This window comes from Ideonella lacteola, from assembly GCF_038066555.1.
In the GTDB taxonomy this organism is placed as follows: domain Bacteria; phylum Pseudomonadota; class Gammaproteobacteria; order Burkholderiales; family Burkholderiaceae_C; genus Ideonella; species Ideonella lacteola.
In genome coordinates this window covers 561,293-581,252 of record NZ_JBBUTG010000001.1, presented here as the reverse complement: position 1 = coordinate 581,252, position 19,960 = coordinate 561,293, and the positions used below count along the sequence as shown (strand labels likewise).

Below are 19,960 nucleotides of genomic sequence, written 5' to 3'. Positions count from 1 at the left end.
CCACGGGGGCAGAGACAGCCGCGGCGGCCACGCAAGCGGAACGCACCAGGCGAAGCATCGCCCGGTGCCGGGCCTGGGGCAGCGTCATCGCGGGCTGGCGCATGAAGGGCCCCTTCAGCAACCGGCCTGGAGGCCGAGCTTGCGCAGGATGATTTCCAACGGACACCAGCGCGTCAGAGCGCTTTGCAGCAGGTTGGCCCCGACGAAGGCCGTGAAGGCCAGCCACCAGGTGCTCACGAAGACCGGGCTGCCTGGCACGCCGAGGGCCAGCGACACGAGGATGAACAAGCCGGCGAACAGCCGAACGATTTGCCACGAGGTCATGCAACTTCTCCTTCCATTGCGACGTTTGCTGCCGGTGGCACCGGGCTGTTCCGGTAGGCCACGAAGTACAGCAGCGGGATGACCACCAGCGTCAGCAGCGTGCTGACGAAGATGCCGAAGATGAGCGAGATGGCGAGCCCGTTGAAGATCGGGTCATCGAGGATGAAGAAGGCGCCGAGCATCGCGGCCAGCCCTGTGAGCAGAATAGGCTGCGCCCGCGTGGCCGCCGAGTGCACCACCGCCTCCTTCAGGGCCACACCGTGGGCCACCTGCAGACGGATGAAGTCGACCAGCAGGATCGAGTTGCGCACGATGATGCCGGCCAGGGCGATCATGCCGATCATGCTCGTGGCGGTGAACGGCGCGCCCAGCAGCGCGTGGCCGGGCATCACGCCAACGATCGTCAGCGGGATGGGCGCCATGATGATCAGCGGGGTGAGGTACGAGCCGAACTGCGCCACCACCAGCAGGTAGATCAGGATGAGCCCCACGCCATACGCCGCCCCCATGTCGCGGAACGTTTCGTAGGTGATCTGCCACTCGCCATCCCACTTGATGGCGTAGTCGCGCCAGGTGTCGGCCGGTTGGGTGATGAAGGTCTCGCCCAGCGTTCCGCCGCCGGGCGTGGTGATGGCAGCCAGCGCGCCGCGCATCTGGAACATGCCGTACAGCGGGCTGTCCACCGCCCCGGCCATGTCGCCGACCACGTAGTGCACGGGCAAGCCGTCCTTGTGAAAGATCGGCTGCTCGCGCAGCGTGTCGCTCACCGTGACGAGCTCGCGGATCGGCACCGCCTGGCCGGCGGCGCCGCGCACCGTCAGCTGCAGCAGCACGTCGAAGTCGCCATGCATCTTCGCGGGCAGCTGCAAGGTGGCGGGCACGGGGTACTTGCTCTGGTCATGCAGGTAGGTGGCCGCCTCACCCGTCAGCCCCGTGCGCAGGGTGCTCACGATCGCGGCCTGCGGCACGCCCAGCATCGCGGCCTTGCGCCGGTCCACCAGCAGCAGTTGCCGCGGTGCGTCGACGATGCCTGAGTCGTCCACATCGACCACGCCGGGCGTGTTCTCGAACACCTGCCGCACGGCACGGGCCACCTGGCGCCGGCCATCGGCCTGCGGCCCATACACCTCGGCCACGATCGGCGACAGCACCGGCGGGCCCGGCGGCACCTCCACCACCTTGACGTTGGCACCGTGGCGCTTGCCGATCCGTTGCAGCTCGGGGCGCAGCCGGGTGGCGATGGCGTGGCTTTGCTCGTGGCGCTGGTGCTTGTCGACCAGGTTGACCTGCAGGTCACCCACCTCGCCGCCGCTGCGCAGATAGTACTGGCGCACCAGACCGTTGAAGTTGATGGGCGCCGCCGTGCCGGCGTAGGCCTGGTAGTCGGTGACCTCGGGTTGGCGCGACAGGTGAGCCCCGAGTTCACGCAATACAGCGGCGGTGCGCTCCACCGGCGTGCCGGCGGGCATGTCCACGATGACCTGGAACTCCGACTTGTTGTCGAAGGGCAGCATCTTCAGCACCACCCAACCCAGCGCCGGCAACGCGAGCGACAGCGCGATCAACCCCGCCACGCCCAGCCCCAGAAGCGCGCGGTTGCGGGCGCCACGCCGATCGTCCAGCAGAGGGCGGAACACCCGGTCGAACAGCGGGCCGATGCGCGCCGCGAGGCCTTTCTGCGCCGCATGGTCGGCGTGCCCGGTGTGCTTCATCCACAGCCGCGACAACCAGGGCGTGACGATGAAGGCGATCGCCAGCGACAGCAGCATGCCCATGCTGGCGTTGATGGGGATCGGGCTCATGTACGGCCCCATCAGGCCCGACACGAACGCCATCGGCAGCAGGGCCGCGATCACGGTGAGGGTGGCGAGGATGGTCGGGCCACCCACTTCATCGACCGCGCCGGGTATCAGCTCGGCGAGCGTCTTGCCCGGGTGCAGCGCCATGTGGCGGTGGATGTTCTCGACCACCACGATCGCGTCGTCGACCAGGATGCCGATCGAGAAGATCAATGCGAACAGCGAGACCCGGTTGAGGGTGAATCCCCACGCCCAGGAGGCGAACAGGGTGACGGTGAGCGTGAGGATGACGGCGCTGCCGACGATCGCGGCCTCGCGGCGCCCGAGAGCGATGAACACCAGCGCGACCACCGACGCGGTGGCGAACATCAGCTTCTGGATGAGCTTCATCGCCTTGTCGTTGGCGGTGGCGCCGTAGTTGCGAGTCTCGCTGACCACCACGCCATGCGGGATCAGTGCGTTGCGCGCCACATCGACGCGCTGCATCACCGCATCGGCCACCGAGATCGCGTTCTCGCCCGGCTTCTTGGTGATGGCGATGGTGACCGCCGGCGCGTCGCCCGTCTTGTCGCCATGCCAGACATACTGCAGCGGCGGCAGCGGCCCATCGACCACATGGGCGACGTCTTGCAGGAACACGGGTCGCCCCTGCCGCACGCCCACCACCAGCTCGCCCACATCGCGCGCATCACGCAAATGCGGCCCGGCTTCAAGCGCCACTGCGCGGTCGCCGCCCAGCAGGTCGCCCACCGGCAGGCCGAGGTTGGCGGCCTGCAAGGCCTGGCGCAACTCCACCACCGTCACGCCGGCACCGGCCATGCGGGTGGGATCGATCTCCACCCTCACCGCCCGGCCCGGGCCCCCGATGGTGGACACCTCTCGGGTACCTGGCACGCGCTTGAGTTCGGATTCCAGGGTGTGCGCGATGCGCTCGAGGTCAAAAGCGCCGGTGCTGGGGTCTTGCGCGTGCAGCGTGAGCGTGACGATGGGCACATCATCGATGCCCTTGGGCTTGATGAGCGGCTCGCCCACGCCCAGGCCCGCCGGCAGCCAGTCGGCGTGCGAGTGCACCGTGTCATACAGCCGCACCAGCGCCTCGGTGCGCGACACGCCGACCTTGAACTGCACCGTGACGATCGCGAGCCCGGGCCGAGACACGCTGGCCACGTGCTCGGTGCCAGCGATCTGCGAGAGCACCTGCTCGGCCGGCGTGGCCACCATCTGCTCGACATCAGCCGCCGAAGCGCCGGGGAATGGGACGATCACGTTCGCCATCGTCACGTTGATCTGCGGCTCTTCCTCGCGCGGGGTGACCACCACCGCGAACACACCCAGCAGCAGCGCCACCAGCGCGAGCAGCGGCGTGATCTCGGCGCTCTGGAAGAAGCGCGCGATCCGCCCTGACGAGCCCATCACGGTGTCCCCGCTCATCACCGCACCCTCGCCGCGGCCTGCGGGTCGAGCGCGACGCGCTCGCCAAGACCCAGGCCCGACAGCACCTCGACACGGCCTGCGGCCTCGGCCCCCAGGCGCACCTGGCGCAACAGCGGCTTGCCATCGCTGCCGATGACGTAGACACCGGTCAGCTCCGCACGGCGCACCACCGTGCCCACCGGCACCGAGACGCGCGCCGCCTGCCCCACGGCGCCCGGCAGCCAGACCCGGGCGAACATGCCCGGGGCCGCCTCGGTCTGGGCGGGCAGATCCAGACGCACCGGCACCGTGTGGGTGGCCGGATCGATGGCGGGCAACACCTGCCAGCGCAAGGGCTTGATCAGTTCGGCGCCAGACCCGGGCAACTCGCCCATCACCGCGGCATTGCCCTGGGTGCGCAGACGCAGCGCGGCACTCTGCGGCACCGCGGCCGTGATGCGAAGCGCCGCGGGGTCGTACAGCGTCAGCAGCGGCCGGCCGGGCATGGCCATGTCGCCCAGCACCACCGACACGTCCGACACCACGCCGTCATACGGCGCCTTGACGGTGTAGAAGCTCGATTCGGTGCTGGCCGCGGCGGCCACGGCGGTCTGTGCCTGGGCCTGCGACATCGAGGCCTTGTATTGCGCCTCGGCTCGCTCCAGCGCCGCCTGGCTGATGTAGGACTTCTGGAACAACTGCTTCTGGCGCTCGAATTCCTTGGTCGCCACGTCCTGCGCCGCACGCGCCGAATGCACCTGCGCCGCGGCGGCGCCTGCCTGCTGATCGGCAGCACGGGAATCCAGTCGCAGCAACACCTGACCGGCCTTCACCCGGTCGCCGGCCTTGGCGAACAAGGCCACGACGGCGCCCGGCACCTGGGCCGCCACCACCGTCTGGCGCACCGCCTCGACCACCCCATCGTGGCCGGTACCCGCCACCGCGCCCCCTGCGATGGCGGGCGTGCTGGCCAGTGCGGGGGTGGCGGGCGGTTCGGCGGCGGTCGACAAAGCCGACGCCAGACCCAGGCTGGCGACCAGCAAAGACATGAGCAAGGGCGTGCGGTCCATTCGACTTCTCTCTCGCTTTTGGGCTCGGATGACGTTATTCTTTAACTAATGAGCTAAATAGTCAAGCAAGCAATTGATCGAGTACGCAAGGAGTTCGCGTCATGAGGCATCATCCGGACATCCCACCACCGTCGTGTCCCACCATGCAAGGTTTGCCCCCCGAGGCCCTGGACCAGGTTGCCGCCTACTTCCAGGCGCTGTCCGAACCCACCCGGCTGCAGATCCTCAACATGCTGCGCGGCGGCGAACTCAACGTCGGCGAACTGGCCCAGGCCTGTGGCTACACCTCGGCCAACATCTCACGGCACCTGTCGATGCTGATGAGGCACGGCCTCGTGGCGCGCGAAAGCCGGGGGACTGCGGTCTACTACCGCATCGCCGATGAATCGGTCTATGCCTTGTGCGAGCTGGTGTGCGGCAACATCGCGCGGCAGTTGGATCGCAGCGCGGCCGATCGCAAGGCCTTCGGGCGCGCCGGGGCCACCACGGGCACGCCGCGCCGCTGACAGGCGAGCCGATCGCGCCGCCGCCCAGGCACAGACGGGGCACCGGGCGAAGGACGTGCCCCCTTCCACGGCCCTGCCGATGGGCGATGCCTGGCGGGTTCGCGGGCTCTGCCCGGGGGCTGCCTCACAGGCGCCTCACGGCGCGAAGACGAGAAATGGAACAAGGGCGCCGACGGTTGCGCGTGCAGCGCAGGTCAGGCGCCCTCGATGGGGATCAGCGATGATCAGGCAGGCGCGCGGACGCACCTGCCGCCAGGCTCAACGCCTGGTGGCCCGTTGTCGCACGGGCAAGGCGGCATCCGTCGGCCAGCCATAAGAGGCCACGAGCAAAGTGCGAATCGGCTCCTGCGTTTTCACAGGCACCGGGACCGGCTTCGGCTCAACGACGGTTTCTACAGGCTCGGTCTTGCGGGGGGTTCCACGCTTGGCGGCCTTCTTGGCGGGTACGGCTGGAGTTTCCAAAGTCAGTTGCTTTGCCATCTTGTAAGGTGGCGGATTCTACGTTCGAGCTCTGAAAGGGCTCTCAAACGAGATTCAACGCCTGAAAACACATCGCGCCAAAGGTCGCAAGATCAGTCGGCGCGAAGGCGATCGCGTTGGGCCAGCGCAGGGAACAACCGCCACCACAGCACGACGACCGCCAGCGTCCCGAAGCCCCCCAGCAGCACCGAACCCACCGGGCCTAACAGCGCAGCAGTGGCCCCTGACTCGAACTCGCCCAGTTGGTTGCTCGCACCGATGAACACCGAGTTCACCGCACCGACGCGACCCCGCATGTCATCGGGCGTTTCGAGCTGCACGAGCGACTGGCGAATCACCACACTGATCATGTCTGCCGCACCGGCAACCGCCAGCATCAGCGAGGCCAGAGGCATGGTGCGCGCGAGGCCGAAGCCCACGGTGGCCAGGCCGAACACCGCCACCGCCCCCAGCAGCCACCGGCCGGCCCGTCGCTGGATGCCGTGCCGGGCCAGCCACAGGCCCACGATCACCGCCCCCACGGCCGGTGCCGCCCGCAGCAGCCCCAGGCCTTCGGGACCGGTGTGCAGGATGTCGCGGGCGAAGATGGGCAACAGCGCCGTCGCTCCCCCCAGCAGCACAGCGAAGAGATCGAGCGAAATCGCCCCCAGCATCACCGGGCGTTCCCAGATGAAGCGCAGGCCCGCGGTCACGCTCGCCCAGTTGGCGGTGGCCGTGCGCTCGAAGCGCGCGCGGTGGCGCAGCAGCATCACCGCGCCGATCGATACTGCGAGCATGCCCAGCGACACGCTGTAGACGCCCACGGCGCCGGGCGCCGCCCCCAGGCGGCCCGCCCCCGCCAAGGTGGCCCACGCGTAGATGGCGCCGCCCAGCGCGGGGCCGATCACGATCGCGCCTTGCATCACCGAGCTGCTGGCCGCTACCGCACGCGGCAGCAACACCGCCGGCACCAGCGACGGCGTCAATGCCTGCAGGGCCGGCATCTGCACCGCGCGGGCCAGGCCCAGCAGCACCGAGGTGGCGAGGATCCAGTTCGCGTCGATCCACCCTCCCGCACTGCCGGTGGCCAACACCAGGGCGACCACCGCCTGCAGCGCCAGGCTCGCGACCAGCATCCAGCGGCGATCGTGCCGATCGACCAGATGGCCGGCCGGCAACGTGAAGAGCAAGGCGGGCAGGAACTGCGCCAACCCGACCAGGCCCAGCGCCCACGGGCTGGAGGTGATGTCGTAGACCTGCCAGCCCAGCGCCACCATCAGCATCTGGTTGGCCGCGGTGCCGCTGATGCGGGCGGCCAGCAGCCGGAGGTAGTCGTGCTGGTCGCGCAGTCGGGGGGCGGGCGTGTCGTCGAGAAGGGCTGGCGTGGAACTCATGCCCGCGGGATTGTCGGGCGTTGGCGCGGGCCCCCGCCGCCGTGGGGCCAAGCGGGGCCGTCTGATGTGGTGGTCAGCCCGCGGACTTGAAGGCCATCACAGCTTGGTTGCGCAGTGTGCGCAGCAGTGTCAGCTCGCGCTCGGCCAGTTCCAGCGGCGTGGAATGGCGATCGACATAGATCAGCGCGAACGGCGCGCCCTTGAGCATCATCGGCAGCAGCATGAAGCTGTGTGCCGGCGCGCCGCGGTACCAGGCCGGCAGGCGCGGCGCCAGGGTCGAGCTGCGCCCGTCGGCGATGAAGGTGTCTGCGCCCTTGAGGCAGGCCGCACCGAACAGGTCGGCCGGTTGCGGCCCACGCGCATCGACGACGAAGCGCTTGGCCATCTGCTCGGCGCCATGCCCCAGGCCGATGCGTCCGCTGAGCTGGCCGGTCTTGGGGTCGCGCAGGCAGAAGACTACGCGGTCGAAGGCCAGGCCCTTGTAGATGGTGTCGAGGATCAGCTTCAGCACTTCGTTGAGCTTGAAGCTGTCGGCCGCCATCGACGTGGTCACATCGGCAATGCCGGCCGAAAGCATGGCCTCGGCCTCCTCATGGGTGGGGTGGGCCGAGGCCGGCAGCACCATCGTGGAATCGTGCGCCGACTCGACCCCGACGCCGGTGGGCGCCAACGGCCGCGAGACGATGGTGGCGTCGACCGCGCCATGCTTGGGGGCCGAAGACACGGGCGAGCCGGCGTCCGCCGGCGCATGCAGCAGGCGGCGCGCACGGGCCTGCGCGCCCGGCTCGATCTTCAGGCTGGTCGCCATCTCCGACAGATTCACCCGCGCCTGCTTGAGGGCCGAGGCGAATTCATCGGCCCGCACGCCCAGAGCGCGCGAGTAGCGCTCGCCCAGCGCCAGCACCCGTTGCTCGATGTGGGCCGGATCGCCCTCGAGCAGGATCTGCACCATTTCAGCCGACGCCCGCACGCGCCAGCGCATACGCTCGACGGCGGATTCGATGGGCCGGCCCGGCACCTCTTCGCGCGGCACGTGCATCATGCGGCGCAGGGTGTCGGGCAGGCCCCAGGATTGGGCCACGCCCTGCCCCAGGTCGTCGTAGCTGAGCCCCAGCACATCGGCGGCCACCCGGCCTTCGTCGGGCGTGTCACCGGTGTCGCGCAGACCGCTGCGAGAGACGCGGGCGCGCACCTGGGCCGCCTCTTCGGGAAAGTAGTACTCGGCCAGCATGCGGCCCAGGTGGCTGAGCATGCCCCCGAGGAACGCCTCTTCGCGCTCGCGCGCTGTGGGCGACAGCTGGTCAACGAGGGTGCCCGTGAGCAGCGCCTGCAGGAACAGCTCCTTCATGCGCTGGGCATGGGTCTGGTCCTTCATGTGCTCGAGCAGCACCACCGACAGCGCCATGTTGCGGATGCCGGCAAAGCCGATCAGGGCCGTGGCCCTTGAGACGGTGGCGATCTCTCCCGCGCCGACGTGGCGGAAATGTGCGGTGTTCACCAGCCGCAGCAGCTTCTGCGTCAGCGCGACGTCTTTCAGGATCTCGGCCGAGAGCGCATGCAGGCTTTCGTTCTCCGACGCCGTCACGCGCTGGATGCGAACCACCGAATCCGACAGCGCTGGGAAGTCGCCATGCAGGCGCATGCGACGCAGCAAGAACTCGAGCGTGCCATGCCCGCCCACCTGCGGTGCGGCATCCGGCGGCGTGAGCCAGCGCGCGAGTGCGTCGCGGAATTCGCTGGCACTGGCGAACCTCGCCTCTGGCGAACGCGAGGTGGCCCGCATGACCATCGTGCGCAGGTTGTCGTCCACCTGCGCGCGACCCGCGGGCCAGACGATGTCTTCGTCGATCACCTGCCGCAGCGCCGCATCGGGGGCGACGGGAATGGGCCGCATCGGCCCGCCCAGCAGCAGCTGGCCCAGCATCATGCCGGCCGAATACACATCCATCGCCGGCGTCGGCGCCGCGCCGCGCGCTGCCTCGGGCGAGATGTAGCCCGGTGTGCCGACGATGCGGCCGTCGTGCGCCTCGGACAAGCGCGCCGCGATGCCGAAATCCATCACCCGTGCGCGGCCGTCACTGCCAATGAGGATGTTCGACGGTTTCAGGTCGCGATGCACCACGCCGCGCGCATGGGCGAAGGCCAGTGCATCCAGGACTTCGCGCATCAGTTCGGCGGCTTCGCGCGCGGGCATCGGCCCCAGGCCCTTGAGTTTCTCGCTCAGGGTCTGGCCATCCACCCGCTCGAAGACGAGGAAGACGACATCGCCGTCCTGGTCGGCCTCGTACACCGGCACGATGCCTGGGTGGGCCAACGCGCTGGCGGCACGCGCCTCGCTGAGCCATTCGTGGATCGTGGCGGGGCCGGCCGAGGCGCTCATCACCTTGACCGCCACCTCCCGCTGCAGCTTCGGGTCCCAGCCGAGGTGGACCGTGGCCTGGGCCCCTCGGCCCAGCACGCCCCTCAGCTCGAACCGGCCCGCGTGTGGCGAACCCGGGCTCTTGGTCGATGGATTGGCCGTGGCGGTGCTCATGTGAGCGTGCCTTCAATGGCTTGAGACCAGGGCCCCGGTCGGCGGGGCGTGCCGCCGGCGCCAGGGGCATCGCCCTCGGCACCGGGTTTCTTCGCGCCTGCGGACGGCGAAGCGGCCTCGGGGCGCTTGCGCGCACCTTCGCCTTGCAGAGCGTCCTGCATGTCGCGCCCGGTCAGCCCCAGCGGCCGCGCATAGCGCTGCGCCACCAGGTTCAGCGTCTTGGTCGCGCGGCCGGCCGGCAGCGACATGGCGTCGACCAGGTCGTTGGCGCAGCTGGCACAAGCGCGCAGGATGTCGGCATCGGAATCGGGCGTGCGCACCGGCGCGGTGGGCGCGATGCGGCGGATCATCTGCTGAACCGAGTCGTCCAGGCCCCAGTAGCGCGCGACGGCCACGCCCAGCGCCTCCAGATCGGCGCCCAACACCGCATACGACGCCGCCTCGGCGCTCATGCCCGGCTCTTCTTTCGTTTCTGGCGGCGTGCCCGGGTTCTTGTGGGGCACGGTCACCACCGTCGGCGCCATGAGCCGGCGGATCTGCCCCGCCTCTTCCGGGAAGTGGTACTGCACCAGCAGCCGCCCGAGGTTTTGCAGCAGCGTGATCAGGTAAACGACTTCGCCGTCATAGCCGGCCGGCACCAGGCGCATCGCCACGCGCCCGGCCCGCTTCACCCGGCGGATCAGCGTTTCCATCTCGGTGGCGGCCTGCTCGTTCATCGGGCCAGGCCAGCGTCGCAACGACAGGGCTGCGCGCCGCACGCCGTCCACGCCCAGCATCGCGATCGCGCGCCGCAGCATCAGCACCGGGCCATCGCTGGAGACTCGCCCACCGTTGACCTGTGCCGTGTTGACGGTGCGCAGCAGTTCGAAGCTCAGCGCCAGGTCGTCGAGCACGATCTCGGCCAGGTCGCTGGTGCGCGCGCTTTCCATCATGGCCAGGTGGGCCGCACGGTCGGCACCGCCCGGCTGAGCCGGCAAGGTGCCCACCTGGCGCAGGCGGTCGAGCAACAGCGCCAGCGGGCCGCCATCTTGCTCGCGGGTGGTCTTGAGCCAGCCCTCGAGCGCGCGTTGCAGCGTCCGGGCATTCAGGTAGCGGTGACGCTCCTGCCGGTCGGTGGCGCGGTTGACGATGGCGCGCAGCGGCTCGGGGATCGGCCGTGGCACGGCCCAAGGCAGGCGCACGAAATCGGCACCCAGCGGGGGCATGCTGGCGATGACGCGGCCGAGGTCGGGCTCATCCAGCGGCGGCTGGCCGGCCAGACACCAGTGGGCCACCAGTCCAAGCGCCAGCACGTCCTGCCCGGCGGCATCGCGCACGGCGCGCAATTCGTCGAGGCCACCCGGTTGGGTGACCGACGCCCGAGGTGCGCCGGCCACTTCCAGCCCCATGACGCTGACGTGGTTGTCTTCGTCGACCAGCAGCCACCACGGCTGCAGATCATGGTGGGCGGTGCCTGCCTCGTGGGCAAAGGCCAGGCCCTGCGACGCCTGAGCCAGCCAATCGGCCAGCTCCGTCGCGACCATGCCATGCGACGACAGTTTCTCGTCCCAGGTGACGTTCTGTCCCCGGTCGTAGACCACGTAGGGCCAATGCTCGTGCTCGCCAATGTCCAGCGGCTTGGCCAGCCGCGGGTGATTCAGACGCGCGGCGCGGCGCACCGCCTGCGTCCAGGCCGGTGCGGATTCGCCCGGCTGGGTGCGCGGCATGGCCAGCATCACTTCTTGCTGGGCACGTGGATCGAGCGCCAGCCACAGCATGCCCCGCTCGCTCTTGCCGAGCAGCCGCAGCAGCTGGAAGCGGCCGAACATGCGCACCGCGCCGGTCGAGGCGGCGGGTCGGGAAGACTCGGCGGAAGAAGAATGGGCGGGAACAACCATGTCGGATCGGGCCTGTTCAGGCGGCGCCTGGATTCCGTGGGTGGCCACTCACGCCATGCAAGGAGCGAAATTCGCCTCTCAAACCGACCGTTCCAACCGTTTGCACCCGCGATGGCGGGCGACCACATGCACCCGTGCTGCGGTCTGGCGCCTTGGCGGTGGCCCGATCGGTCATCAACGCGACTTCTCCCTGCTAGCGTGAACGGCCCGAGGACCTCATCCGGATTGCACCCCGTCACCGCCCGCCACGGTGGCCGGAAGTACCGGGAAATCCGTCATCTTTTCGCGCCGATACGGCGGTGCCGGACCAGCGACAAACGTTTTCACAGGCGCATTCGCCTGCCTATATCGGCCGTTTCGTCCGCTCGTTAACCCGAAATCTCGATCAGATCTCCGCGCCCGGTGATGAACGCCGCCCGAACCGGCTCACCGGGTTGCAGGGCGGACACGACGCGGCGGTAGCGTGCCAGCTGGGCGAGGTTGTCAGCGTCGTCGTGCGGGCGGGGTTCCAGCTTGTAGTCGAGCACCCACCAGGTCCGCAGCGAGCCCTGGCTGAACAGGTCTTGCACAGCCGAGGGGTCGACGGTGGCCACCAGACGGTCGATCCGCAGCGATTCGCCGCCGTCGGCCACCGGTACTTCATCGCCGGCCCACTCGATATGGGGCCCATGCAGCAGCGGTGAACAGGCCGCACTGGCCAGCACGGTCGCCGCCGCCCGCTCTGCCACGGCGGCTTCGTCGACCGTCAGGCCGAACTCCGCCGCTGCCGCGGGAACCGCGCCGGCGACCCAGGCCCGGGCAGCGCTGCGGTCGATCCGATCGCGCCCATCGCCCCCATCGCCCCCATCGCCCCCATCGCCTTCACGGCCTCTCCGGGCGCCCAAGCCCGCCGGGCCGGTGGCCCACTGCATCAGGCGGTGGAACGCCTCGCCGATCAGGGTGGCTCGCGTGGGCTCGGACTCCAGCACCTGCGCCGGCACCGCGCGCGGCACCGGCGCGCCCAGGGCCGGGGCCGGCCAGTCGATCACCGCGACCCTGTCGTCCATGCCCAAGGTGGCGTGGGGGGCGCGGGACGGGTCCGGCGTCCACTCGGGGGCCGAGGGCAGCAAGCGATCCCACCAGGCGGTGTCCGACGCCTTGCGCCGAGGCTCGACGCTGGAGATCACCAGCCTGCGCCGCGCCCGCGTCATGGCCACGTACAGGCCGTTCATCTCCTCGCGGGCCGATTCGAGCCGCTCCTGCTCCAGCAAAGGCCGCAGCGACGGGGCCAGATGCGACCAGCGCCCGACAAAGGCCACCGTGGCGGGATGCGCCGATTCGACCGGCCAGTCCACCAACAGGCCACCGCTTTCCGGGTTGCGGGCCTCCGGGTCGGTGTCCATCAGGAAGACGACGTCGGACTCGAGCCCCTTGGCGCCATGCACCGTCAGCAAGCGCACGGCATCCTCGGCGGCCGCGACGGTGCCCGTCAGCCAGCCGCTCTTGAGCGCACGAACGAAGCGGTACGGGGTGGTGTAGCGCCCCCCATCGAGCGCCAGCGTCTGGGCAAGCAGGCTGTCGATCACGGCACGGGTGTGGTCGCGGCGCTCGGCTGGTGCGGCGCACAACATTCGGGCAGCGACATCACCCTCGTGGAGGACGCGGTCAAGCAAATCATGCGGCGGCAGGATGCGCGCCACCTCGGCCCAGCGGGCCAGGCAGTGCGCCGCCCGGCGCAGCGCCGGCGGAGCCTGACGTGCGCAGGCCTGCAGCGTGGCGGACCATTGGCCGCGGCCGCGCACGCGCTCGGACAGCCACAGCAGATCCGCATCGGTGGCGCCGAAGATCGGGCTCTTGAGTGCCTGCGCCAACGACAGGTCGTGCCCCGGCGAGGCCAGCGCATCCAGCAGCGCAATGAGGTCACGCGCTTCGGGCTCTTCGGCGAGCTGCAGCTCATCGGCCCGCACATGCGGCACATGCAGCGCACGCAGCGCCTCGGACACCTGGGCCAGCACCGTGCGGCGCCGCGCGAGCACCTGGATGTCCGCCGGCTTCACGCCGTGACGCGTGATGAGCTCGGCGATGGCGGCCGCCACGGAGCGGGCCTCGGCGGCGGTGCGGCGCTCTTCCTCTTCCACGCGGGGCACGGTGAGGCTGTCGCGCCAGGTGAGCGGCGCGTCGCGATCGGTGCGCTGCTTCGCGGGCGGCTTGGGCTCGCGCGGCAGCGACCACACCCCGCTGAAGGCATCGCCCGCCGCTGCGGCCACTTCGGTGGTGTGAGGCCGGTAGCCTTGGTACTGCTGCGATTGCTGCGCCTGCAAGAAGACGTGGTTCAACACCGACAGCACCTGCGGCGCGTTGCGGCGCGTGTGATCGCATGACAGCAGGCGCCCCCCCAACGCCTGCGCCACGAAGCTGCCAGCCGCCGCGAACACCCGTGGCTCGGCCCGGCGGAAGCGATAGATGCTCTGCTTCGGGTCACCCACGATGAACACCGACAACGGCACTTGCCCACTGGCCCCGCCGCCGGCGCCGGCATAGCCGGCCAGCCAGGGTCGCAGCGCATGCCACTGCAGCGGGCTGGTGTCTTGGAACTCGTCGATCAGCAGATGCCGCAAACGCGTGTCCAGGCGCTCCTGGATCCAGCCGGACCACTGCCCTTCGCCCAGCAATTGGAGCGCCAATTGCTCGAGGTCGTTCATGTCGACCAGAGAGCGTGCACGTTTGAGCGCCGCGTATTCGGCAAAGAGCACCCGCACCAGCGGCACGATGCGGCGCTGGTCCTCGTGCGCCTCTTGTTGGCGCCGTTGTTCATCGATGGTTTTCAGCGCATCACTGAGCTGGCCGAACTCTGGCGGCACACCGCTGAGTTTGCGCAGGCTGTTCTCTTCGGTGTGCAGGGCCTTCCAGGCCAGCGCAAAAGCCTGGGCACGGTCTTCAGCCTGCAAAGCCTGCTGCAGCCACTGCGCCGATTTCTGGTGGTTGGCCTTCTCCACGGTGCCCAGCGCCTGCGCGACGTCCTTGAGCAAGTCTTGCAACGGCGCCGACGCCCAGGCGTCCAGCGGATCGCCGAAGCCCGCACAAGCGGGGAAGTGCTCGGCCGCAGAAGGCACCGCGCCTTCCAGCAGGCCCGCCGCATCCGCCCGTTCGACCTCGGTGCGGCGCTCCCACGCGGTATGCAGCCAGCGCGTCACGACCGTGCGGCCTTGCCGCGCCACCAGGGCGCGGTAGTCGGCTTGCAGCGCGTTGTCGGCCGCCACGCGCCGCTGAAAGCGCCGCATCAGCTCGGGGCCCAGCTCCTGCGGGTCCTCGATCAGCGACATGCCGGGTGACAGACCCTGCTCCACCAGCACCTCGAGCGGCGCCATGCGCATCAGCTGGGCGAACCAGGCGTGGAAGGTTCGCACCTGCACGACGCGGCCGCTGGCCAGCACACGCGCGCGCAATTGGCCCAGCGCCGGGGCGTGTCGGCGGGCCTCGTCCTCGCTCATGCCGCGGTCGCGCAGGGCTTGCACGCGCTGTGCCTCGGTGGCCTGGACATCGGAGAACTCTGCCAGCCAATCGTTCAGGCGCTCACGCATCTCGCCCGCGGCCTTGCGGGTGAAGGTGATGGCGAGGATCTGCTGCGGCTCGGCGCCCTCGAGCAGCGCACGCAGGATGCGCGAGACCAGCATCCAGGTCTTGCCCGCCCCGGCACAGGCCTCGACCACCACGCTCTGGCGCGGATCGCAGGCGGTGGCGTAGAAGCGTGCGCGATCGGCCTCGGCGCCATCGATGCGGTAAGCGGCCGCCTGGCTCATGCGGGCCCACCAGCGTCAGACGGCGCGGTGTCGCCCTCGCCGTTCTTGGCCGGCGAAGCGGGGGCCGACCAATGATCGCGCCGGCACAGGCCGCGGGCTTCGCAGTGCTCGCACACCGCGCCCTGGCCCAACGCTTGCATCGGCTCACCCGCACGCAAGCGCGCCAGCTCGGCGGCCAGGCCATCGATCAACAGCATCGCCGATTCGCCCACGCCGGCGTGGGGCAGCGACACCGGCGCGTGACGATCGTCGAGCGCCAGGTAGGCGGCGTTGACCACCTCGGGCCGCAGGCCGCCGCGCTCATCGCAGGCCAGCAAGGCGGCGTAGAAGGCCAGCTGGGTGTCTTCGCTGCGGTCGGTCAATTGGCTTCTCAACGAGGTCACGCTGCCGGTCTTGTAGTCCAGCAGTTCCACCCGGCCATCGGGGTGCTGGTCAAGCCGATCGAGGCGACCGTGCAGTGCGACACCGCCCAGCGCCGGGGGCGCAATGCGGCGTTCCTGTTCGCCATGCGCCCAGGCCCAGCCTTCGTGCTCTCGCTTGTGCAGCCATCGCAGATAGGGGTCGACCAGGGCCTCGAAGCTGGCCAGAAACGGCAGGAGATCGGCTTCGCTGTAGGCGGAGGCGTCTTGCTCGTCGCGCGCGGATTGGCGCAGCCGATCGCGGTCGGCTTCAAGGTCCTGCGTAGGCACGCGGCCTTGGTGGAAGCGGAACAGCACCGCATGCAGCCAGTTGCCGTAGTCGCGCTTGGCGGGCCCCCGGTCCAACTCATCGACCTCACCCAAGCCCAGCAACACGCGGCTGAAGAAGCGATAAGGGCAGGCGCGCAGCGCCTCGACCGCGCTCGCGCTCAGGCTGGCGGGCCAGCGCGAGCCCGCCGTGGGCAGCGGTGGATCCACCGCCACGGCCCGCTCGGACCGCACCGGCAAGCTCGGCGACACCCTTGGCAGGGTGCGGGCACCGTCCGGCGCGGCCAGCCATGCCAGGCGCAGGCGCTCGACCAGTGCGCTGGCACCCAAGGGTTCGCTGCCTTCCGCCGCCCGCCGCAGCAGCGTCAGCCGAGGCTGTCGAAGCAGTTGGGCGAAGGCCAGCGTCTCGCGCTCTCGTTGCGCGGCGGTGCCCTCGATGCCGAGCGCCTGCGCCGCAGCCGGCGGTATCAGTTCGGGTTGGGGCTCGATGGCGCCCAGTCGGCGCTCGTCGGCGCCCGGGAACACCACCGCGTCGAAGGGCCTCAGCAACGCTCGTGCCATCGGTGTGATGACCACCCGGGCGCGGCTGTCGTGCGGCGGCACAAAGCTCGCGTCACCGAGCACCTCATCGACCCACGCCACGAAATCATCGAGCGACATCGTGGCCTGCCCCGCCAACGTCTGCCAGGTGGCGTCGTGCGCGGCATGGGGTTCCAGGCGCAGCGCGAGCAACACGGCGCGGCCCGCCGGATCGTCGCGCCAGCGAGCCGCCTCCTGCGTGTCCGCCAGGCACAGGGCCGACAGGGCGCGCAGCCAGTCGGACAGCGCTTTGCGCCGGCCACCGAGCAACGGCGCCAGCCGTGCCTGCGCATCGACCCAGAATGCCTCCGCCTTTTCACGCGCATCATCGGCCAGACGCTGGCCGCGCCAATGGGCCTCGAGCAGCACCAGTGAGTCGGGCTGGGCCAGGCCGATCGCGTCGTCCTTCAGCCATTCAAGCCGGCGGTCGGCGGCGGTGGTATCGGCGCCACCGGGCCGAAGCGATTGCGCCGAACGCAGCATCGCGATCATCCGAGCGGCACTGCGAGTGGTGGACAGCCGCCACCCGGTGTCGTCAATGACAGCCACGCCGAACCGCTCCAGCAGTGCCCGCACACGCCGCACGGCCTCGCGATCCTGGGCGATGAGCGCGACCTGGGCAACGGGCGAGACCTTCAGTTCGGCCAGCACCTGGGCACACGCCGCCTGGGCCTCGGTTTCGGCGTCATGGCACACCGCCTCGGCCGGTGGTTGTCCATGCAGCGCCAAGGCAAAAGGCTCTGACGGCGGCGGGTCCGCATCCAGCAGCAAGCCGGGGATGCCGGACTCGAGAGCTTCGCGTTGGAGCGCTTCGGCCAGTGCGTCTGGCCCGCCGGCCCGCAACAGGATCCAGCCGCTCGGACGCAGCCGGCGCAGCACATCCGCATCGACCGACAAGTCGCTGGCCACCCACTCCAGCGCCACCCGGGCGAGCAGCCTCTCGATGCTTCCCGGCCCCTGGCTGCCGGCCAGCAACGCTCGGGCCTCGTTCCACCAGGCCTCTCTCTGAGCCGGCGCCAGACAAGCCACGCGCATCTGCATCGCCTCGGCGGTGCGCACCAGCGCATCCACCCCTTGGCGAAAGGCCTGCGCGTCATCGCGAGCCCAGGCGGCCCCTGCAGGCACCTCACGCAACCACTGCGCGGCCTGCAAACGGTTGAGCACCGCGTCCGGGCCCGGGCCACCGGCGGCCAGCCGCGGCCCCAGTTGCGCTCGCAGCGTCGCCACCGTCTCGACGCGCGGTTGCCAGCCCCCCACATCCGCCAGGCCCTGGCGGGCCGCCGGCAACAGCGCCGAATACGGCAGCAGCCAGACGGCATCGCGCAGATCGACACGGCTGGGACGCGCCCAGTCGTGCACCGCCCGCGCAGCGACCTGCCACCAAGCCCTGTCAGGACGGCCGGCGGGCAAGGCAAACAAGGTGGCGGAAGCGGACATCAAGAAAGTGGGCGCAGAACAAGCACCCGCCGGGCCCAGGGCTACCACCCCGAGTCGCCCGACAGCTGCGCAGGCTTTATGTCAGAATCATTGTGCCCGGCCCCTGGCAGGCGCATGGCGCCGACAACGCGCTTCGCAGGGCTTGAAAATCATCAGGTTGGCAACACCTGATCCAACCCCGGGCCGAGCACCGATCGCCCGCGCCCCACCCGGCCGCGCAGGCCCATCCCGCAAGGATCTTTCATGAGCAGCGAATTGATCAAGCACATCTCCGATGCCTCATTCGAGGCAGATGTCCTGAAGTCTGACAAACCGGTACTGGTGGACTATTGGGCCGAATGGTGCGGCCCGTGCAAGATGATCGCGCCGATCCTGGATGAAACCGCCAAAGAGTATGGCGACCGTCTCCAGATCGCCAAGATGAACGTTGATGACAATCGCGATGTACCGGCCAAGTTCGGTATTCGCGGTATCCCCACGCTGATGCTCTTCAAGGGCGGCCAACTGGCAGCGACCAAAGTCGGCGCACTTTCGAAGGCCCAATTGACGGCCTTCCTCGACGGCCATCTATAATCGCGCCTGACGCACCGGGAGCGGCGCCGCCAACCTAGCGGCTACGGCCCACTCCCGTGCTGTGAACAGGCTTCAAGGCCACGGCGCCCACAATCGTCTTTGATTGCCAGGCGCGCCGGATTCAGGCCCCAAGCTCCCGACCCCTCTCTCGATTCACGGTCTGCGCCCATGGCGCCGGTGATGTCCGGCCAGGGCCACACTGATCCGGCACGGCGCACCTGCTAAAGCGCGCGGCCGATTTCCCCCAAGGGTGTTTGTCGATGCATCTGTCAGAACTCAAGGCGCTTCATGTTTCCGCCCTCATCAAGATGGGCGAGGAATTGGAGATCGACAACGTCTCTCGTCTGCGCAAGCAGGAGTTGATGTTCGCGATCATGAAGAAGCGCGCCAAAGCGGGCGAGCAGGTCTTCGGTGACGGGGTGCTCGAGGTCCTGCCCGACGGTTTCGGCTTTTTGCGCTCGATCGATACCAGCTACATGGCATCGACCGACGACATTTACCTCTCGCCGAGCCAGATTCGCCGCTTCAACCTGCACACCGGCGACTTGATCGAAGGCGAAGTGCGCGTGCCGAAGGATGGCGAGCGCTATTTCGCGCTGGTCAAGGTCGATCGCGTGAACGGTCTGACGCCCGAGGAGAACAAGCACAAGATCATGTTCGAGAACTTGACGCCGCTCTTCCCGAAAGAGCCGTTCAAGCTGGAGCGTGACAACTTCAAGGGCGAAGAAAACATCACCGGTCGGATCATCGACCTGATCGCCCCCATCGGCAAAGGCCAGCGCGCCCTGCTCGTGGCACAGCCCAAGACCGGCAAGACGGTCATGATGCAGCACTTGGCCCACGCCATCGTGGCCAACCACCCTGACGTGCACCTCATCGTGCTGCTGGTGGATGAGCGTCCGGAAGAAGTGACCGAGATGCTGCGCACCGTGCGCGGCGAGGTCATCAGCTCGACCTTCGATGAACCGGCAGCCCGCCACGTGCAGGTGGCCGAGATGGTGATCGAGCGTGCCAAGCGCCTGGTCGAACTGCGCAAGGACGTGGTGATCCTGCTGGACTCGATCACTCGTCTGGCCCGCGCCTACAACAACGTGCTGCCCAGCTCCGGCAAGGTGCTGACGGGCGGTGTCGATGCCAACGCGCTGCAACGCCCGAAGCGCTTCTTTGGCGCGGCCCGCAATGTCGAGGAAGGTGGCTCGTTGACCATCATCGGTACGGCGCTGATCGATACCGGCTCGCGGATGGACGAAGTCATCTACGAAGAATTCAAGGGCACCGGCAACTGCGAAATCCACCTGGATCGCCGGATGGCCGAGAAGCGGGTCTACCCGTCCATCCTGATCAACAAGTCGGGTACGCGCCGCGAGGAACTTCTGCTCAAGCCGGAAATCCTGCAGAAGACCTGGATCCTGCGCAAACTGATCTACCCGATGGACGAAATCGAGGCGATGGAGTTCATGCTCGACAAGATGAAGGCGAGCAAGACGAATCTCGATTTCTTCGACATGATGCGCCGGGGCGGGTAAAGCCG

The 19,960-nt window shown here is 69.1% G+C and carries 11 protein-coding genes; 3 read left to right on the top strand and 8 right to left on the bottom strand.

All coding sequences use genetic code 11. The features are described from left to right. Positions 1-114: 114 nt before the first annotated feature. The 3 genes from AACH06_RS02425 to AACH06_RS02415 are packed head-to-tail and all read right to left on the bottom strand — an operon-like array spanning position 115 to position 4,606. Positions 115-324 carry a YgaP family membrane protein gene (locus AACH06_RS02425; RefSeq protein WP_341423997.1) on the bottom strand — a complete coding sequence of 70 codons (210 nt, stop codon included), beginning with the start codon at positions 322-324 and terminating at the stop codon, positions 115-117. Continuing rightward, on the bottom strand, positions 321-3,554 hold the full coding sequence (locus AACH06_RS02420; RefSeq protein WP_341423996.1) for an efflux RND transporter permease subunit: 3,234 nt from the start codon (positions 3,552-3,554) through the stop codon (positions 321-323). Before AACH06_RS02420 ends, AACH06_RS02425 begins: the two co-directional genes overlap by 4 nt. Further along, a complete protein-coding gene (locus AACH06_RS02415) occupies positions 3,554-4,606 on the bottom strand; it encodes an efflux RND transporter periplasmic adaptor subunit (protein WP_341423995.1) in 1,053 nt (350 codons plus the stop codon). The genes AACH06_RS02420 and AACH06_RS02415 overlap by 1 nt, the downstream gene beginning before the upstream one ends. Positions 4,607-4,749: 143 nt before the next feature. On the opposite strand from AACH06_RS02415, the gene AACH06_RS02410 reads away from it, so the two are divergent. Next, positions 4,750-5,112, top strand: a complete 363-nt coding sequence (locus tag AACH06_RS02410) for an ArsR/SmtB family transcription factor (RefSeq protein WP_341423994.1) — start codon at positions 4,750-4,752, stop codon at positions 5,110-5,112. Between the two features lie 572 nt (positions 5,113-5,684). Here AACH06_RS02410 and AACH06_RS02405 read toward each other — a convergent pair. The 5 genes from AACH06_RS02405 to AACH06_RS02385 all read right to left on the bottom strand — a co-directional run bounded on the left by AACH06_RS02405 (position 5,685) and on the right by AACH06_RS02385 (position 17,856). Further along, positions 5,685-6,965, bottom strand: a complete 1,281-nt coding sequence (locus AACH06_RS02405) for an MFS transporter (protein ID WP_341423993.1) — start codon at positions 6,963-6,965, stop codon at positions 5,685-5,687. Between the two features lie 73 nt (positions 6,966-7,038). Then, positions 7,039-9,498, bottom strand: coding sequence for a protein kinase domain-containing protein (locus tag AACH06_RS02400; RefSeq protein WP_341423992.1), 2,460 nt, complete (start codon positions 9,496-9,498; stop codon positions 7,039-7,041). Continuing rightward, positions 9,495-11,375: a serine/threonine protein kinase gene (locus tag AACH06_RS02395; protein ID WP_341423991.1), complete on the bottom strand. Its 1,881-nt coding sequence runs from the start codon at positions 11,373-11,375 to the stop codon at positions 9,495-9,497. Before AACH06_RS02395 ends, AACH06_RS02400 begins: the two co-directional genes overlap by 4 nt. Positions 11,376-11,743: 368 nt before the next feature. Continuing rightward, on the bottom strand, positions 11,744-15,154 hold the full coding sequence (locus AACH06_RS02390) for a UvrD-helicase domain-containing protein (RefSeq protein ID WP_341423990.1): 3,411 nt from the start codon (positions 15,152-15,154) through the stop codon (positions 11,744-11,746). Further along, positions 15,151-17,856: a PD-(D/E)XK nuclease family protein gene (locus AACH06_RS02385; protein ID WP_341423989.1), complete on the bottom strand. Its 2,706-nt coding sequence runs from the start codon at positions 17,854-17,856 to the stop codon at positions 15,151-15,153. Before AACH06_RS02385 ends, AACH06_RS02390 begins: the two co-directional genes overlap by 4 nt. Positions 17,857-18,099: 243 nt before the next feature. On the opposite strand from AACH06_RS02385, the gene trxA reads away from it, so the two are divergent. Both trxA and rho read left to right on the top strand, forming a co-directional pair. Further along, positions 18,100-18,429: a thioredoxin TrxA gene (gene trxA, locus AACH06_RS02380; RefSeq protein WP_341423988.1), complete on the top strand. Its 330-nt coding sequence runs from the start codon at positions 18,100-18,102 to the stop codon at positions 18,427-18,429. 260 nt (positions 18,430-18,689) lie between these two features. Beyond that, a complete protein-coding gene (rho, locus tag AACH06_RS02375; RefSeq protein ID WP_341423987.1) occupies positions 18,690-19,955 on the top strand; it encodes a transcription termination factor Rho in 1,266 nt (421 codons plus the stop codon). The last annotated feature ends 5 nt before the right edge of the window (positions 19,956-19,960 follow it).

Bases quoted from the DNA above. Each gene is read 5' to 3' on its own strand.
- AACH06_RS02425 (WP_341423997.1), bottom strand. From the start codon at position 324: ATGACCTCGTGGCAAATCGTTCGGCTGTTCGCCGGCTTGTTCATCCTC.
- AACH06_RS02420 (WP_341423996.1), bottom strand. From the start codon at position 3,554: ATGAGCGGGGACACCGTGATGGGCTCGTCAGGGCGGATCGCGCGCTTC.
- AACH06_RS02415 (WP_341423995.1), bottom strand. From the start codon at position 4,606: ATGGACCGCACGCCCTTGCTCATGTCTTTGCTGGTCGCCAGCCTGGGT.
- AACH06_RS02410 (WP_341423994.1), top strand. From the start codon at position 4,750: ATGCAAGGTTTGCCCCCCGAGGCCCTGGACCAGGTTGCCGCCTACTTC.
- AACH06_RS02405 (WP_341423993.1), bottom strand. From the start codon at position 6,965: ATGAGTTCCACGCCAGCCCTTCTCGACGACACGCCCGCCCCCCGACTG.
- AACH06_RS02400 (WP_341423992.1), bottom strand. From the start codon at position 9,498: ATGAGCACCGCCACGGCCAATCCATCGACCAAGAGCCCGGGTTCGCCA.
- AACH06_RS02395 (WP_341423991.1), bottom strand. From the start codon at position 11,375: ATGGTTGTTCCCGCCCATTCTTCTTCCGCCGAGTCTTCCCGACCCGCC.
- AACH06_RS02390 (WP_341423990.1), bottom strand. From the start codon at position 15,154: ATGAGCCAGGCGGCCGCTTACCGCATCGATGGCGCCGAGGCCGATCGC.
- AACH06_RS02385 (WP_341423989.1), bottom strand. From the start codon at position 17,856: ATGTCCGCTTCCGCCACCTTGTTTGCCTTGCCCGCCGGCCGTCCTGAC.
- trxA (WP_341423988.1), top strand. From the start codon at position 18,100: ATGAGCAGCGAATTGATCAAGCACATCTCCGATGCCTCATTCGAGGCA.
- rho (WP_341423987.1), top strand. From the start codon at position 18,690: ATGCATCTGTCAGAACTCAAGGCGCTTCATGTTTCCGCCCTCATCAAG.